We start from the raw sequence: 15235 nt of genomic DNA, 5'->3' as shown, positions 1-15235 counted from the left end.
GCCAAACCAATGTGGGAGCGGGCTTGCTCGCGAAAGCGGAGGGTCAGTCAGTGCATGTGTGACTGACCCACCGCATTCGCGAGCAAGCCCGCTCCCACAGGTAACAGCACTGTATTCACCAGGAAGAATATGCCCGCATTAAACGACGACCGCCCCGACCCCGACGCCTTATTGGCCCGGGTACAGCTGGAAGAACAGGCCGCCTTGCGCGGCAAATTGCGTATCTACTTTGGCTCCAATGCCGGCGTGGGCAAAACCTGCGCGATGCTCGCGGCGGCGCAACGCGAAGTTGCGCTGGGCCGCGACCTGCTCGCTGGCGTGATAGAAACCCACGGTCGCGCGGAGACCGCCCAGTGGCTCCAAGGCTTGGAACAACTGCCCCGCGCCGCCTTGTTGCACCGCGAGTTCGCGCTCAGCGAATTCGACCTCGACGCCGCCCTGCGCCGGCACCCCGCCGTGGTACTGGTGGACGAATTGGCCCACAGCAACGTACCCGGTTCGCGCCACCCCAAACGCTGGCAAGACATTGAAGAGTTGCTCAGCGCCGGTATCGACGTGTGGACCACGCTGAACGTCCAGCACCTGGAAAGCCTGAATGATTTGGTCAGCGGCATCATCGGCATTCGCGTGCGCGAAACCGTGCCGGATCACGTGTTCGATAACGCCCACGAAGTGGTGGTGATCGACCTGCCGCCCGACGATCTGCTGCAACGCCTCAAGGACGGCAAGGTGTACCTGGGTCCGCAGGCCGAGCGCGCGTCGCGGCATTTTTTCCGCAAGGGCAACCTGCTGGCGTTGCGCGAACTGGCGCTGCGGCGCACGGCGGATCGGGTCGACACACAAATGCGCGTGTACCGCCGCGAGCGTTCGATCAGTACCGTGTGGCCCGCCCGCGAGCGCCTGCTGGTCGGCGTGGCGGGCGATGCTGGCGACGAGCGCCTGGTGCGCGAAGCTGCGCGGCTGGCGCAAAAACTCGAAGCCGACTGGATCGTGGTGCACGTGGCCGCGCATCAAGGGCGTGGCGCCAGGCGCTACCTGACGGCGATGAAAACCCTGGCGCTGGCGGCCGAATTCGGTGCCGACACCGCCACACTGCCGGGCATGGACGTGGCCGAGGCGCTGGCCGCCTGCGCCCGCGAGCACAACGCGAATCGCCTGGTGCTGGGCCATCATCCGCGCCGGGCCTGGCGGTTCTGGCATCAATCGGTCAGCGACCGGATCAGCCGGCACCACCCGCAAATCGATCAGATCGTGATTGCCCACGGGCTGCTGCCGGGCAAGCCGCCGGTCGTCGAAAAAACCGTGCCGGCGGCGGGCACCCGGCTGGCGTATCTGTGGGCAAGCCTGGCGTGTTTCGCCGCCACTGCGGTCGCCGCCCTGCTGCTGCAGGTGTTTGACCTGGCCAACGTGGTCATGCTGTTTTTGCTGACGGTGGTGCTGGTGGCTCTGCGGTTTGGGCGCGGCCCCGGTGTGTGGGCGGCGATGCTCGCGGTGCTGTGCTTTGACTTCTTTTTTGTGCAGCCGCGTTACTCGTTCACCGTCAATGACACCCAGTATTTCTTCACCTTTGCGCTGATGCTCGGCATCGCCCTGATCACCGGGCAACTCACCGCGCGCTTGCGCCACGAAGCCCGCACCGCCGCCGCCCGCGAGCGACGCGCCACCTCCCTGGCGCGGCTGGCCCGCGACCTGTCGGCCGCGTTGACGGTGGAGCAAATCAGCGAAGTGGCCCTGCGCACGTTCAGTGGCGTGTTTGAAGCGCGGGTCGGCCTGGCGCTGCCGGACGCCGCCGATGGCGTGCACAGCGTCAGCGCGAGCGGGCTGCCGATTGACGACAGCATCGCCCAATGGACTTATGACCACGGCCAGGCGGCCGGCCATGGCACCGACACGTTGTCGGCGGCCAACGGCTGCTATTTGCCGCTCAAGGCCCCGATGCGCGTGCGCGGTGTGCTGGTGCTGGAACTGGCCCAGAGCGAACGCCTGAGCGATCCGCAGGAACGCCGCCTGCTGGAAGCCTGCATGAGCCAACTGGCAATTGCACTGGAACGCGTGCACTTCGTCGAAGTGGCGCAAAGCACGCTGGTGCAGATGGAAGGCGAGAAAATGCGCAACACCTTGCTCGCGGCCATTTCCCACGACCTGCGCACGCCCCTGACCACACTGATCGGCGCCGCCGACACCGCCCTGCCCCACGCCCCACCGGGGCCGCTGACCGAGTTGCTCAATGGCATTCATGAACAGGCCACCTCGATGCAGCGCCTGATCGAAAACCTGCTGGACATGGCCCGCATGCAGGAACGCGGCGTGCGCCTGAACCGGCAATGGCATTCGCTGGAAGAAGTCGTCGGCAGCGCGTTGCGCCAGCTGCGTGAGCCGCTCGCGCACCACCGCGTGCTCACCGCGCTGGACCCGCACTTGCCACTGGTGGAAATCGACGCACTGTTGATCGAGCGGGTGCTGGTCAACCTGCTCGACAACGCTGCCAAGTACACGCCGCCGGGCACGGTCATCACCGTTGCAGCCTGCTCGACCGCGGGCAGCATCGTGCTGCACGTCAGCGACAACGGCCCAGGCAAAGCACCAGCCAATCTGTTCGAACCCTTCGCGCGCGGCCAGCAGGAGTCGTCCGTCGCCGGCATCGGCCTGGGCCTGGCGCTGGCCAAACGCATCGTCGAGGCCCATGGCGGGCGCATCGAAGCCAACCCCGGTCAGGTGGGCGGCATGCACTTCACTATCACGTTACCGGCGGGTACCCCGCCGCTTATGGAAACCCTATGAGCACTGCACGCATTTTGATTGTGGAAGACGAGGCCAACATCCGCCGCTTCGTCGGGATCGCCCTGCAAGACGAAGGGTTTCAGGTGTTCGAGGCCGACAGCGTCAAACGCGCGCTGATCCATGCCGCCAGCCGACAGCCGGACCTGGTGATCGTCGACCTCGGCCTGCCGGATGGAGACGGCAAACAGCTGATCAGCGAATTGCGCGGCTGGCTGGCGGTGCCGATTCTGGTGCTGTCGGCACGTGATCGCGAGGAAGAAAAAGTCGCCGCCCTGGACGCCGGTGCCGATGACTACCTGACCAAGCCCTTTGGCGTGCCCGAGCTGCTCGCACGCATCCGCGCACAGCTGCGCCGGCACGGGCAAACGGGTACCGCGGCGGCCACCAGCAAAGTGGCGTTTGGCGACATTGCCGTGGACCTGTCGACGCATGAAGTGTGGCGCCAGGGGCAACCGGTGCACCTCACGCCCATCGAATACCGCCTGCTCTGTGCAATGCTTCGTGGCCAAAGCCGGGTGTTGACGCATCGGCAATTATTGCTGGAAGTGTGGGGCCTGGATTACATCGACCGTCCCCATTATTTGCGCGTGCACATGGCGCATTTGCGGCAAAAACTGGAGGCGGACCCGGCGCAGCCGCAGCACTTTATTACCGAGTTGCAAGTGGGGTACCGGTTGATGGGTTTGTAAACAGACGCTCAGCGGCAAAGTCCACGAACACGCGGATCTTGGGCGAGAGGTGCCGGCTGGAAGGCCACAGCGCCCAGAATTGGCCCTGGTCATCGGAGTGCCCGTCCAACACGGTGTCCAGCTGTGCCTGGGCCAGCGCCTCACGGGCCAGGAAGTCCGGCACATAGGCAATGCCATGGCCATCGACGGCGGCCCTGAGCATGGCTTCCATGTTGTTCAAGGTCAGCGCCGTGGGCAGGCGCAACTGGGTCATCGCGGGGTTGGCGGACAAGGTCCAATCCATGATTTTGCCGGTGGTCGCAAACCGATAACGCAGGCACTGGTGGTGTTCAAGATCACTGAGGGTTTGGGGTCGGCCATTGGCCTGCAGGTACTTGGGCGACGCACACAGCACAAAGCGAAAAGGCCCAAGCTTGCGCGCCATCAGTGTCGAATCGGCCAACCCACCGCTGCGGATCACGACGTCGAACCCCTCCTCGATCACATCCACCAGGTGGTCGTTGAAGTCCAGTTCCAGCTCGATCTCCGGGTAGGCTTTTCTGAAGGCGAGCATGTGCGGAAACAGAAAGCGATAGCCGATGGTGGGCAGGCTCACGCGCAGCTTGCCGCGCGGTGCCTGCATGGCATGCGAAAGCATCGCGCGGGCGTCGTGCAGGTCATCGAGGATCTTGCGGCTGCGCTCGTAGAACATCTGCCCTTCAGCCGTGAGACTGACCTTGCGGGTACTGCGGTGCAGCAGCCGCACATTAAGCTCGGCCTCAAGCCTGGCAACATTTTTGCCCACCGCCGAAGCGGAAATCCCCAGCGTACGCGCCGCGGCTACAAAGCTCAGGGCTTCTGCGGTTTTCACGAAGGCGATCACACCGCTGAGATTGTCCGTCACGTCATTGCATCCTTTTAGTCCGCTTTGAGCGGAATGTAGACCTGTTTATCCACGATTACATCCTGATTAGAGTCTTTATCTTTATAGACCGACGGGAACGCCCATGAACGCAACCACTGAATCCGCGCCTGGCAGCTATGTCATTCTGGCGGCGATTTGCCTCGCGGCGCTGGTATTACCCATGAGTTTCACCGGCGGCGCCGTGGCCACGCCGTTTATCGGTGAGGCATTTGCGGCCCATCCTGCGCAATTGGCCTGGATTACCAACGCGTTCATGCTCAGTTTCGGCAGCCTGTTGATGGCCGCTGGCACCCTGGCCGACCGCTATGGGCGCAAGCGGTTGTTTTTGTCGGGCATGCTGCTGTTTACCCTGGTGTCACTGCTGCTGGCCGTGGCCCCGGGCATTGTGTGGCTGGATATATTGCGCGGCGTGCAAGGGGTTGCGGCAGCCACTGCGCTGGCCAGCGGCTGCGCGGCACTGGCGCAGGAGTTTGACGGGCATGCGCGCACCCGAGCCTTCAGCCTGCTGGGCAGCACGTTTGGCGCGGGGTTGGCATTCGGCCCCCTGGTGTCGGGGCTGTTGATTGAACAGTGGGGTTGGCGCGCGGTATTCCTCACCACGGCGTTGCTGGCGGGCCTGTCGCTGTTGTTCGCCGCCCCCAAAATGCGCGAGAGCCGCGACCCGCAGGCGCTGCGCCTGGACCTGGCCGGCGTACTGACGTTTTCGGCCATGCTGGTGACCTTGACGACGGCGGTCATCCTGGCCCCCGAACACGGTTGGGCCTCATCGACGATCCATGCCCTGCTCGCGTCAGCAGCCGTGTTTTTGCTGGTGTTTATCCTCGTGGAACATCGCGCCAGCCAACCGATGCTGGCGCTGGAGTTGTTTCGTTTTCCCCGCTTTATCGGCGTGCAGTTGCTGCCGATCGGCACCTGTTACTGCTACATCGTGTTGATCGTGCTACTGCCGCTGCGGTTTATCGGTGTGGAGGGTGCCAGCGCATTTGACGCGGGGTTGATGATGCTGGCGTTGTCGGCGCCGATGCTGGTGGTGCCGATTATCGCGGCAAGCCTCACGCGCTGGCTGTCGGCGGGACTGCTGTGCGCTATCGGCCTGCTGATTGCGGCGGCAGGCCTGTACGGGTTGAGCCTGGTCAACGTCGGCCACCCCGTGCAGACCGTCGCCGCGATGCTGGTTATCGGCATCGGCACCGGATTGCCCTGGGGGTTGATGGACGGCCTGGCGATCAGCGTGGTGCCCAAAGAACGCGCGGGGATGGCGGCAGGGATTTTCAATACCACCCGCGTCGCCAGTGAAGGTGTGGCTCTGGCAATCACCCTGGCGGTATTGAGTGCGTTGGTCGCGCGTCATCTGCAAGCCGGCACGGCGCAGGACGTGTCGGTGATTGCCCAGCAGTTGGTCATGGGCGATGCCCGACACGCCAGTGCGACCCTGCCACTGGCGGGGCTGCGCACGGCCTACCTCGCAGGCTTCAACACCTTGCTGCAAGGGTTGGCGGGGCTCACCCTGCTCACGGCGGCGGTGGTGTTCGCGTTTCTGAGCCGACGCGAAGTCGCGCCGATCCCCACGGCGCCCGCCGTTGAATCACCGAGCTGAATCGCAGGCAAAAAAAAGCCCGCTCAATGAGCGGGCTTCCTGTGGTGACCTGGCGTTCAGCGTTCCAGGTGACCGAATATGGCGCAGCGGACGGGACTCGAACCCGCGACCCCCGGCGTGACAGGCCGGTATTCTAACCGACTGAACTACCGCTGCGCGTAACACGTTGAAGCGAATGGTGGGTGATGACGGGATCGAACCGCCGACCCTCTGCTTGTAAGGCAGATGCTCTCCCAGCTGAGCTAATCACCCTTCACTTTCGGTGTGGGCGGCATCATACACCAAAAATCTGCAATGTCTTGATTTAAATGCACTTTATTTGAAATATTTTCATAAGCGCAGCGCACGCCCCCGGAAAACCGGGCCTCTGGCCCGCAAACGCGAGTCTATTGCGGTTACCGGGCGCTTCGTACCGTACATTGGCGCGATCCACGACCGCAACGAAACCTACTCGGTGTACGCCAGCTACACCGACCTCTTCAGGCCCCAGAGAAGCTACAACCACGACCGCGAAACAAATTGCGCCAGAACTACGAGCTGGGCCTCAAGGCAGATTCTTCGACGGACGCCTGAACGCCAGCGCGGCCTATTTTGAAATCCACGAAAACAATCGCTCGGTGTCCGACGACGATTACAACAACCAGACGCCGACCCCAACCCGCTATGCCTGCAAAGGCACCAAGGCGGTGAGCAAGGGTTATGAACTGCAAATGACCGGCAAACTGGCGCCGGGCTGGCAGGACATCCACAACAGCCCCCACGGCAACTATGAAGCGTTTTCCCAGGACGCTTACTGGCCGGTGAACCTGATGACGCGCTACCAGATCACCGAAGACATTTCGGCGACGCTGAACGTCAACCACAGCTTCGACAAGTCCTACTGCACCAACATCGGTTTCTATAACTGCGCCGGGTATGGCGAACCACGCAATGTCATGGTTACCACGCGCTGAGATTGCTAACCGGCCAATAAAAAACGCCGCCGATCATCGGAAATGATCGGCGGCGTTTTTTGAGGTTTCGCACACCCCAGACAGCAAAAAGCCCGCTCGATGAGCGGGCTTCCTGTGGTGACCTGGCGTTCAGCGTTCCAGGTGACCGAATATGGCGCAGCGGACGGGACTCGAACCCGCGACCCCCGGCGTGACAGGCCGGTATTCTAACCGACTGAACTACCGCTGCGCGTAACACATGAAGCGAATGGTGGGTGATGACGGGATCGAACCGCCGACCCTCTGCTTGTAAGGCAGATGCTCTCCCAGCTGAGCTAATCACCCTTCGTTTCGGTGTGGCGCGCATTCTACGGAGCGACCCTAGGTCTGGCAAGCACTTTCTTAAATCTTTTTTTTCAGCCCTTCCAATGGCTTAGGCAGGGTTGGCCTCGAGCGCTATCAAGAGAATAATGCCCCCCTTTGTATAAAGGAGAGACTCACCCCATGTGGTTCAAGAACCTGCTTATCTATCGCCTGACCCAAGATCTGCCCGTTGATGCCGAGGCGTTGGAAGCGGCCATGGCCACCAAACTGGCGCGCCCTTGTGCAAGCCAGGAGTTGACCACTTACGGTTTCGTCGCCCCTTTTGGTAAGGGTGAAGACGCTCCCCTGGTTCACGTCAGCGGTGACTTCCTGCTGATCGCCGCGCGCAAGGAAGAACGTATCCTGCCGGGTAGCGTGGTGCGCGACGCAGTCAAAGAGAAAGTCGAAGAGATCGAAGCCGAGCAAATGCGCAAGGTCTATAAAAAGGAACGCGACCAGATCAAGGATGAAATCATCCAGGCCTTCCTGCCGCGCGCCTTTATCCGTCGCTCGTCGACCTTCGCCGCCATTGCGCCGAAACAGGGCCTGATCCTGGTCAACTCGGCAAGCCCCAAGCGCGCCGAAGACCTGCTGTCGACCCTGCGTGAAGTGATCGGCACCCTGCCGGTTCGCCCACTCACGGTAAAAACCGCGCCAACCGCGATCATGACCGATTGGGTCACCACGCAGAAACCGGCCGATGACTTCTCCGTCCTCGACGAATGCGAACTGCGCGACACCCATGAAGACGGCGGCATTGTGCGCTGCAAGCGCCAGGACCTGACCGGTGAAGAAATCCAGCTGCACTTGACCACGGGCAAAGTCGTGACCCAACTGTCACTGGCCTGGCAGGACAAGTTGTCCTTCATGCTCGACGACAAAATGACCGTCAAGCGCCTGAAGTTCGAAGACCTGCTGCAAGACCAGGCCGAACAGGACGGCGGCGACGAAGCCCTGGGCCAACTGGACGCCAGCTTTACCCTGATGATGCTGACGTTCGGCGAATTTCTGCCGGCGCTGGTTGAGGCACTGGGCGGCGAAGAAACCCCACAGGGCATCTAAGTCGACTCAAGGTCAAAAAATGTGGGAGCGGGCTTGCTCGCGAATGCGGTGGGTCAGTCACTGGATAGGTTGACTGATCCACAACATTCGCGAGCAAGCCCGCTCCCACATTTGATTGGGTTTCCAAGCAGACATCCGCGTTACCGAACTTAACTAATAACAAGGACATCCCCATGCGCGCACTCGCCGCCTTGAGCCGTTTCGTCGGCAATACCTTCGCCTACTGGGTGTTGATTTTCGCGGTGCTCGCCTTCCTTGAGCCCGGCTGGTTCATTGGCCTGAAAGGCGCCATTGTGCCGCTGCTGGGCCTGGTGATGTTCGGCATGGGGCTGACCTTGAAACTTGAAGACTTCGCCGAGGTTGCCCGCCATCCGTGGCGCGTGGCCCTGGGCGTGGTCGCGCACTTTGTGATCATGCCGGGCATGGCGTGGTTGCTGTGCCAGGCCTTCCACCTGCCGCCGGAAATTGCCGTCGGCGTGATCCTTGTCGGGTGCTGCCCAAGCGGCACCTCGTCCAACGTGATGACCTGGCTTGCCCGTGGTGACCTGGCGTTGTCGGTGGCGATTGCCGCCGTTACCACCCTCCTCGCCCCGCTGCTCACGCCGGCGCTGATCTGGCTGCTGGCGTCGGCCTGGCTGCCGGTGTCGTTCATGGAGTTGTTCTGGTCGATCCTGCAAGTGGTGCTGCTACCAATTGTGCTCGGCGTGATCGCGCAACGTGTGCTCGGCGAGCGCGTGCGCCATGCGGTGCAAGTACTGCCGCTGGTATCGGTGGTGAGCATCGTGATCATCGTTGCGGCCGTGGTGGCGGCGAGTCAGGCCAAGATCGCCGAATCGGGCCTGTTGATCATGGCCGTGGTGATGCTGCACAACAGCTTCGGCTACTTACTGGGTTACTTCACCGGCCGGTTGTTCAAACTGCCACTGGCCCAGCGCAAGTCGCTGGCGCTGGAAGTCGGCATGCAGAACTCCGGGCTGGGCGCCGCGTTGGCCAGTGCGCATTTTTCGCCATTGGCGGCGGTACCCAGTGCGCTGTTCAGCGTCTGGCACAATATTTCCGGGGCGTTGCTGTCGACCTACTTCCGCCGCATGAGCGAAAAGGAAGACCGCCGGGTATTGGAAAACACGCCGAAAACTTGATCGTCTGATCGATATTCGGCACTCTACCGAGCTTCGCGGGGACGACCCCGCGACGCTGTCGAGCGCTATTCCAGGGGACGACCCCACTTTTAGAAGAGAGGTCATCATGTCCTGGATCATCCTGTTTTTTGCCGGGCTGTTTGAAGTGGGCTGGGCGGTCGGTTTGAAGTACACCGATGGTTTCAGCAAGCCATTGCCCACCGCCCTGACGATTGCCGCCATGGCCATCAGCCTCGGCCTGCTGGGCCTTGCCATGAAAGAACTGCCGCTGGGCACCGCCTATGCCATCTGGACCGGTGTCGGCGCGGTGGGCACGGTGATCGCCGGGATCATTCTGTTTGGCGAGTCCATGGCGTTGTTCCGGTTGGCCAGTGTGGCGTTGATTATCTGCGGGCTGATTGGCCTTAAGATCAGCGCCTAATTCACTATCGCTATCGCAGGCAAGCCAGCTCCCACAGTAAACCGCGTTCGCTTGAACAACTCGGTCAACGGTGGGAGCGAGCTTGCTCGCGAAGAGGCCCGAACAGTCAGTAAAAAACTACCTGACACTCCCCCGCAATGCCCCCACCCGTTCCTGCAACTGCGCAGGCGTCGCCGCCTCGACCGTCACCGGCTCACCCGCCACCAGCACCACCCGCGACCAGATCCGGTGAAAGAACCCCTTGTTCGGATCGCGACTGAAAAAACTCCCCCACAAGCCCTGCAACGCCATTGGAATCACCGGCACCGGCGTTTCTTCCAGAATGCGCGTCACGCCCCCGCGGAACTCATTCATCTCACCGTCCCCGGTGAGCTTGCCTTCCGGAAAAATGCACACCAACTCGCCTTCCTTCAAGTACTGGGCAATTCGCGCGAAGGCCTTTTCGTAGATCTGGATATCCTCGTGACGCCCGGCAATCGGAATCGCCCCCGCAGTGCGGAAGATAAAATTGAGCACCGGCAAACGGTAGATTTTGTAGTACATGACAAAGCGAATCGGCCGACGCACTGCTCCGCCGATCAACAGCGCATCGACAAACGACACGTGGTTGCACACCAGCAACGCCGCGCCCTCGTCCGGAATCAGCTCAAGGTTGCGGTGCTCCACGCGGTACATGGAATGGCTGAGCAGCCAGATCATGAAACGCATGGTGAACTCGGGGACGATCCTGAAGATGTAGGTGTTGACCGCGATATTGAGCAGCGACACCACCAGGAACAGTTCAGGAATCGACAGCTTGGCCACGCTCAGCAGCAGGATCGACACGATGGCCGACACCACCATGAACAGCGCATTGAGAATGTTGTTGGCCGCGATCACCCGCGCACGCTCGTTTTCAGCGGTGCGCGACTGGATCAGCGCATACAGCGGCACGATATAGAAACCGCCGAACACGCCCAGCCCGAGGATATCGAACAACACCCACCAGGCCTGGCCGTAGCCGAGTACGCCGAGCCAGTCATGTTCCTGAGCACTTTGCGGGAAGCCGCCGGAGTGCCACCACAGCAGCAGCCCGAACACTGTCAGGCCAAATGAGCCAAAGGGCACCAGGCCGATTTCCACCTTACGCCCGGAGAGCTTTTCACAGAGCATCGAGCCCAGGGCGATACCGACCGAGAACACCGTGAGGATCAAGGTCACTACAGTTTCATCGCCGTACAACCACTCCTTGGCGTAGGCCGGGATTTGCGTCAGGTAAATCGCGCCGACAAACCAGAACCACGAGTTGCCGACAATCGAACGCGACACCGCCGGGGTCTGCCCCAGGCCCAGGCGCAAGGTGGCCCACGATTCGCTGAATATGTTCCAGTTCAGGCGCAGCCCTGGAGTAGACGCCGCCGCGCGCGGAATGCTGCGGCTGGCCAAATAACCCAGCACTGCCACACCGACAATTGCCACGGCCACGATCGGTGCGTAATGGGTCGAAGACATCATGATCCCGGCGCCAATGGTGCCGGCCAGGATCGCCAGAAACGTGCCCATTTCCACCAGGCCGTTACCGCCCACCAATTCATCGTCGTGCAGGGCCTGGGGCATGATCGAATACTTCACCGGCCCGAACAGCGCTGAATGCGTGCCCATGGCAAACAGCGCCAGCAGCATCAGCTCCAGGTGGTTGAACAGGAACCCGGTGGCGCCGACGCTCATGATCACGATCTCACCGATCTTGATCGCGCGGATCAGTGCGTCCTTGTTGAATTTCTCGCCGAATTGCCCCGCCAGCGCCGAGAACAGGAAGAACGGCAGGATAAACAACAATGCGCACAGGTTGACCCAGATCGAGCGGTCACCGTCGATGGTGAGCTTGTAGAGAATGGCCAGGATCAGCGATTGCTTGAAGATGTTGTCGTTGAAGGCGCCCAGCAACTGGGTGATGAAAAACGGCAGGAAACGCCGTGTGCGCAGCAAGGTAAATTGTGAGGGGTGGCTCATCGTCCGTGTTCCTGCGTGGCCTGGTAGGCTTGATTGCCGGTTTTTATAAAAAGACAGGCCACGACTTTACCTAATCCCGCTTACTTATTCCCTAGTCCTGCAATGCAGGGCGATACAAAAAGCTCACCTTTGTAGGCGCCCTGCACAGTGCGCGTGGCAACGATCAGCCACATCAGCGCCAACGCCACCACCAGCACGCACCCGAACACACTGAAGAACCCCAGGTGCAGCAGGCTCGCAAGCTTCAGTGTGGCCAATGCATAAACCCCCAGCGGGAACGTAAAACCCCACCAGCCCAGGTTGAACGGAATGCCGGCGCGCAGGTAACGCAGGGTGATCAACACCGCGATCAGCATCCACCACAGGCCAAAGCCCCACAGGGTAATGCCGGCCACCAGGCCGAGGCCGTTGGCCATCTCCCCTACGCCTGGCAAACCGTTGGCCGCGAAGATCGCCGGTGCGTCGCCGCCCAGCAACAACATACCCAATGCACCGGTGCCGATAGGGCCGAGGGCCAGCCAGCTGGACGCGGCCATGTTGGCGTGAGGCAGCTTGTGCAAGGCCATGCGCAGCATCAGGATGGTCAGGATGCTGAAGGCTACCGGCAGGGAAAACGCCCACAGCACATAGCTGGTCACCAGCATCACCAGTTGCGAGTGAGCGTCGGCCAGGTGCGGCGCCAGCAGGCCACCGCTGGCGGCAGCGACCTCAGCGGCGACCACCGGCAACAGCCACACGGCGGTCATCTGATCGATGCTGTGCTGCTGACGCGTGAACATCATGAATGGGATCAGCACGCCGCAGGCCAGGGCCATCGCCACGTCCAGCCACCATAAGGCTTCGGCCAACGGCACCACATCGGCGCCCCAGCGCGGCAGCCCAAACAACAGCAAACCATTGATAATCGTCGCCAGGCCCATGGGGATGGTGCCAAAGAACATCGAGACGGTGGAGTGCCCGAAAATCCGCCGCGCCTCGTGGAAAAACATCAGCCAACGGGCCGCGTACAATACGCTGAACAGCACGAACAGGCCGACGGTGAACATCCACAGCCCTTCGGCAATGGTGTGCAGGCCGGGCAAGTGGGCCGGCACTTGGGCCAGCGCAAGGGCCAGCACGCCGGTGCCCATGGTGGCGGCAAACCAGTTGGGCGTGAACTGGCGAATCACTTCCCGTGGACGGGCCAGGTGACTGAAAGGTTTGTAAGTAATGGCAGTTGAGCAGGTCATGATGGTAATCCTCTTCCTCGCATGAGGTTGGGACCATCATAGAACCGGATTGAATATCTATATAACGGGTAATATCTCTATCTGTTATCTACTTTGCCAATATAGGCATGTCGCCTAAACCGTAGCCTTGGCCCGCGCCGCCCCTTGCATCATCAAGCCTGCCAGCGCGCCGAGCGCCAACACGATGAGCACTGCGCCATAACCATCGGTGGTGGCGATCAGGCCAAACACGCGGCTCAGGTTGCCCGCCAGCAGTGACGGCACGCAGAACGCCAGGTAGCTCAGCACATAAAAAGCCGACATCAACCCGGCCCGCTCATGGGGCAACGCCAAGCTGACGATGCTGCGCACACTGCCCATGAACCCACCGCCGAAGCCAAAGCCTGCTATCACACTGGCAACAAAGAACAGCCACAGGCTGGCGCTCTGCACCGCGACCAGTAACAACGCCACGCCCACCGCCAGCAGGACCGCCGACAGACGCATGACCTTGTGTGCCGGGTGATCGCGCAGGCTGTAAATCATCACCGCACCACTCAAGGTCACGACTGCAACCAGGCCGCCGCCGATCAAATGCGAGGTCGAGCCCGTCGCCGCCCGCACCAGCGAAGGCGCCAGCGATGAAAAGAACCCGCCCAGCGCCCACACCGCCACATTCAGCGGCATCGCCAGCCACAGGGCCCGGCGCGCCTGCGCAGGCACATGCAGGGTGGGCGCCAACGACCTCAAGGCACCCGGAATGCGGCTGACGGTTTCAGGCATGCGCCACACGTAAAGCGCCTGCAGCACCATCAGGCCCAGCAGCGTGAAGTAGATCAATTGGGTCGGGCGTGGCGCGTATTCCACCAGCAAGCCACTGCCCAAGGCGCCGCTGGCCATGCCCAACAGCGGCGCGAGGCTATTGAGCATCGGCCCGCGCAGGCGGTCGGTGTCCAGCAGCGTTGCCGCCAACACTGCAGTTGCCGTGCCGGTGGCGAAACCTTGCAGCGCCCGAGCGGCAATCAGGCAGGCGGTGCTGTCAGCATTGATAAACAGCAGCATCGCCACAATATTCAGCAGCAATGCGGCGAAAATCACCGGCTTGCGCCCCACGTGGTCCGACAGCGAACCGACGGTCAACAGCGCCGCCAGCAAGCTCACGGCGTACACGCCGAAGATCACCGTGAGCATTGCTGCGGAGAAATGCAGGTTGTCCTGATACACCTGATACAACGGCGTCGGCGCGCTGGACGCAGCCAGAAAGGTCAACATCGTGATGACCAGGAACGCCAGGCTGGAACGTTGAGAAATGACGCTAGACATGTGCACACTCCGCTAAAGCTAATATTTTGCTTTTGCAGAGTGTGCTACCCGCAAGCGCTTAAAGCAAATTCTTTGTGTTAAGGTTTTACGCATGGCGATTAAAGAAGGCCTTCGCCCGGGGGGCCGCAGTGCCCGGGTTCAAGAATCAGTGCATAACGCCGCGCGCGAACTGCTGGAAGCCCATGAGCGTTCCAGCGTCACCGTGCCGATGATCGCTGCGCGCGCGGGCGTCACGCCGTCGACCATCTACCGCCGCTGGGGCGACTTGTCTGCGCTGCTCGCCGACGTGGCGCTGGAACGCCTGCGCCCAGACAGTGAACCCGCCAACACCGGCAGCCTGCGCGGCGATTTGCGTGCGTGGGGCGAGCAATACCTGGACGAAATGAGTTCCGAGCTTGGGCGCAACATGATGCGCGACGTGCAGTGCAGCCATCCCCGGGACTACTGCAGCAACATCCTGATGGGCCAGATGCAGGTCATTCTCGACCGCTACCAGAGCACCCACGACGCACTGCCGAGCCTGGACCGGTTGCTCAACCTGATCGCCGCGCCCACGGTTTACCGCAGCCTGTTTGCCAGTGCACCGCTACCGGTTGAAGAACTGCATGAACTGATCGAGCTGGCACTGAAAGACTAAGGGCCCAGCGCCTACAGAAAAGCAGAGCTCGGCAGCCTGACAGCCCCCTGATCTTGAGCGCTGACTCGATTAAATTGTGGGAGCGGGCTTGCGCGCGAAGGCGGTGGGTCGGTCAGCTCATGTGTAGCTGACACAGCGTATTCGCGGGCAAGCCCGTTCCCACATTTGGATCTCTGTGTATCAGGTT

Annotated in this window: 11 protein-coding genes, 4 tRNA genes and 1 pseudogene; 8 read left to right on the top strand and 8 right to left on the bottom strand. The window is 61.6% G+C overall.

Features of this window, described 5'->3' with window-relative positions; all coding sequences use genetic code 11:
- Positions 1–129 precede the first annotated feature (129 nt).
- The gene (locus C4J83_RS09855; protein ID WP_124416899.1) at positions 130–2781 is read left to right on the top strand and encodes a DUF4118 domain-containing protein; all 2652 of its coding nucleotides are present in this window, start codon (positions 130–132) and stop codon (positions 2779–2781) included.
- A complete protein-coding gene (locus C4J83_RS09850) occupies positions 2778–3470 on the top strand; it encodes a response regulator (protein ID WP_106580700.1) in 693 nt (230 codons plus the stop codon). Before C4J83_RS09855 ends, C4J83_RS09850 begins: the two co-directional genes overlap by 4 nt.
- On the opposite strand, the gene C4J83_RS09845 is transcribed toward C4J83_RS09850, so the two are convergent.
- On the bottom strand, positions 3430–4353 hold the full coding sequence (locus C4J83_RS09845) for a LysR family transcriptional regulator (protein WP_124416898.1): 924 nt from the start codon (positions 4351–4353) through the stop codon (positions 3430–3432). The genes C4J83_RS09850 and C4J83_RS09845 overlap by 41 nt on opposite strands.
- A 103-nt stretch (positions 4354–4456) precedes the next feature.
- Here C4J83_RS09845 and C4J83_RS09840 point away from each other — a divergent pair, with 103 nt between their 5' ends.
- Entirely contained in the window at positions 4457–5971 is a 1515-nt protein-coding gene (locus C4J83_RS09840) for an MFS transporter (protein ID WP_124416897.1), read from the top strand.
- A 79-nt stretch (positions 5972–6050) separates the two neighbouring features.
- Here C4J83_RS09840 and C4J83_RS09835 read toward each other — a convergent pair.
- Positions 6051–6127 (bottom strand) — tRNA-Asp (locus C4J83_RS09835).
- Positions 6128–6147: 20 nt separating this feature from the next.
- Positions 6148–6223 (bottom strand) — tRNA-Val (locus C4J83_RS09830).
- 145 nt (positions 6224–6368) lie between these two features.
- On the opposite strand from C4J83_RS09830, the pseudogene C4J83_RS09825 reads away from it, so the two are divergent.
- Positions 6369–6924, top strand: a pseudogene (locus C4J83_RS09825) (TonB-dependent receptor domain-containing protein); the annotation flags it as partial.
- A 152-nt stretch (positions 6925–7076) separates the two neighbouring features.
- Here the strand turns inward: C4J83_RS09825 and C4J83_RS09820 are convergent.
- Both C4J83_RS09820 and C4J83_RS09815 read right to left on the bottom strand, forming a co-directional pair.
- A tRNA-Asp gene (locus C4J83_RS09820) sits at positions 7077–7153 on the bottom strand.
- A gap of 19 nt (positions 7154–7172) precedes the next feature.
- Positions 7173–7248 (bottom strand) — tRNA-Val (locus C4J83_RS09815).
- A 159-nt stretch (positions 7249–7407) separates the two neighbouring features.
- Between C4J83_RS09815 and rdgC the strand changes: the two genes are divergently transcribed.
- The 3 genes from rdgC (at position 7408) to sugE (ending at position 9888) form a co-directional block, all read left to right on the top strand.
- Positions 7408–8328 carry a recombination-associated protein RdgC gene (gene rdgC, locus C4J83_RS09810; protein WP_124416896.1) on the top strand — a complete coding sequence of 307 codons (921 nt, stop codon included), beginning with the start codon at positions 7408–7410 and terminating at the stop codon, positions 8326–8328.
- A 173-nt stretch (positions 8329–8501) separates the two neighbouring features.
- The gene (locus C4J83_RS09800) at positions 8502–9467 is read left to right on the top strand and encodes a bile acid:sodium symporter family protein (protein ID WP_106580696.1); all 966 of its coding nucleotides are present in this window, start codon (positions 8502–8504) and stop codon (positions 9465–9467) included.
- Positions 9468–9573: 106 nt separating this feature from the next.
- The gene (gene sugE, locus C4J83_RS09795) at positions 9574–9888 is read left to right on the top strand and encodes a quaternary ammonium compound efflux SMR transporter SugE (RefSeq protein WP_010166396.1); all 315 of its coding nucleotides are present in this window, start codon (positions 9574–9576) and stop codon (positions 9886–9888) included.
- Between the two features lie 117 nt (positions 9889–10005).
- Here sugE and C4J83_RS09790 read toward each other — a convergent pair whose 3' ends face one another.
- From C4J83_RS09790 to C4J83_RS09780, 3 genes are all read right to left on the bottom strand, one after another.
- On the bottom strand, positions 10006–11880 hold the full coding sequence (locus C4J83_RS09790) for an MFS transporter (RefSeq protein ID WP_124416894.1): 1875 nt from the start codon (positions 11878–11880) through the stop codon (positions 10006–10008).
- 80 nt (positions 11881–11960) lie between these two features.
- The gene (locus tag C4J83_RS09785; RefSeq protein WP_124416893.1) at positions 11961–13109 is read right to left on the bottom strand and encodes a TDT family transporter; all 1149 of its coding nucleotides are present in this window, start codon (positions 13107–13109) and stop codon (positions 11961–11963) included.
- 114 nt (positions 13110–13223) lie between these two features.
- The gene (locus tag C4J83_RS09780; RefSeq protein WP_124416892.1) at positions 13224–14411 is read right to left on the bottom strand and encodes an MFS transporter; all 1188 of its coding nucleotides are present in this window, start codon (positions 14409–14411) and stop codon (positions 13224–13226) included.
- Between the two features lie 91 nt (positions 14412–14502).
- On the opposite strand from C4J83_RS09780, the gene C4J83_RS09775 reads away from it, so the two are divergent.
- The gene (locus C4J83_RS09775) at positions 14503–15048 is read left to right on the top strand and encodes a TetR/AcrR family transcriptional regulator (protein WP_106580692.1); all 546 of its coding nucleotides are present in this window, start codon (positions 14503–14505) and stop codon (positions 15046–15048) included.
- The last annotated feature ends 187 nt before the right edge of the window (positions 15049–15235 follow it).

Source organism: Pseudomonas sp. LBUM920, from assembly GCF_003852315.1.
Taxonomy (GTDB): Bacteria; Pseudomonadota; Gammaproteobacteria; order Pseudomonadales; family Pseudomonadaceae; genus Aquipseudomonas.
This window is presented reverse-complemented; position numbering and strand designations above follow the sequence as displayed.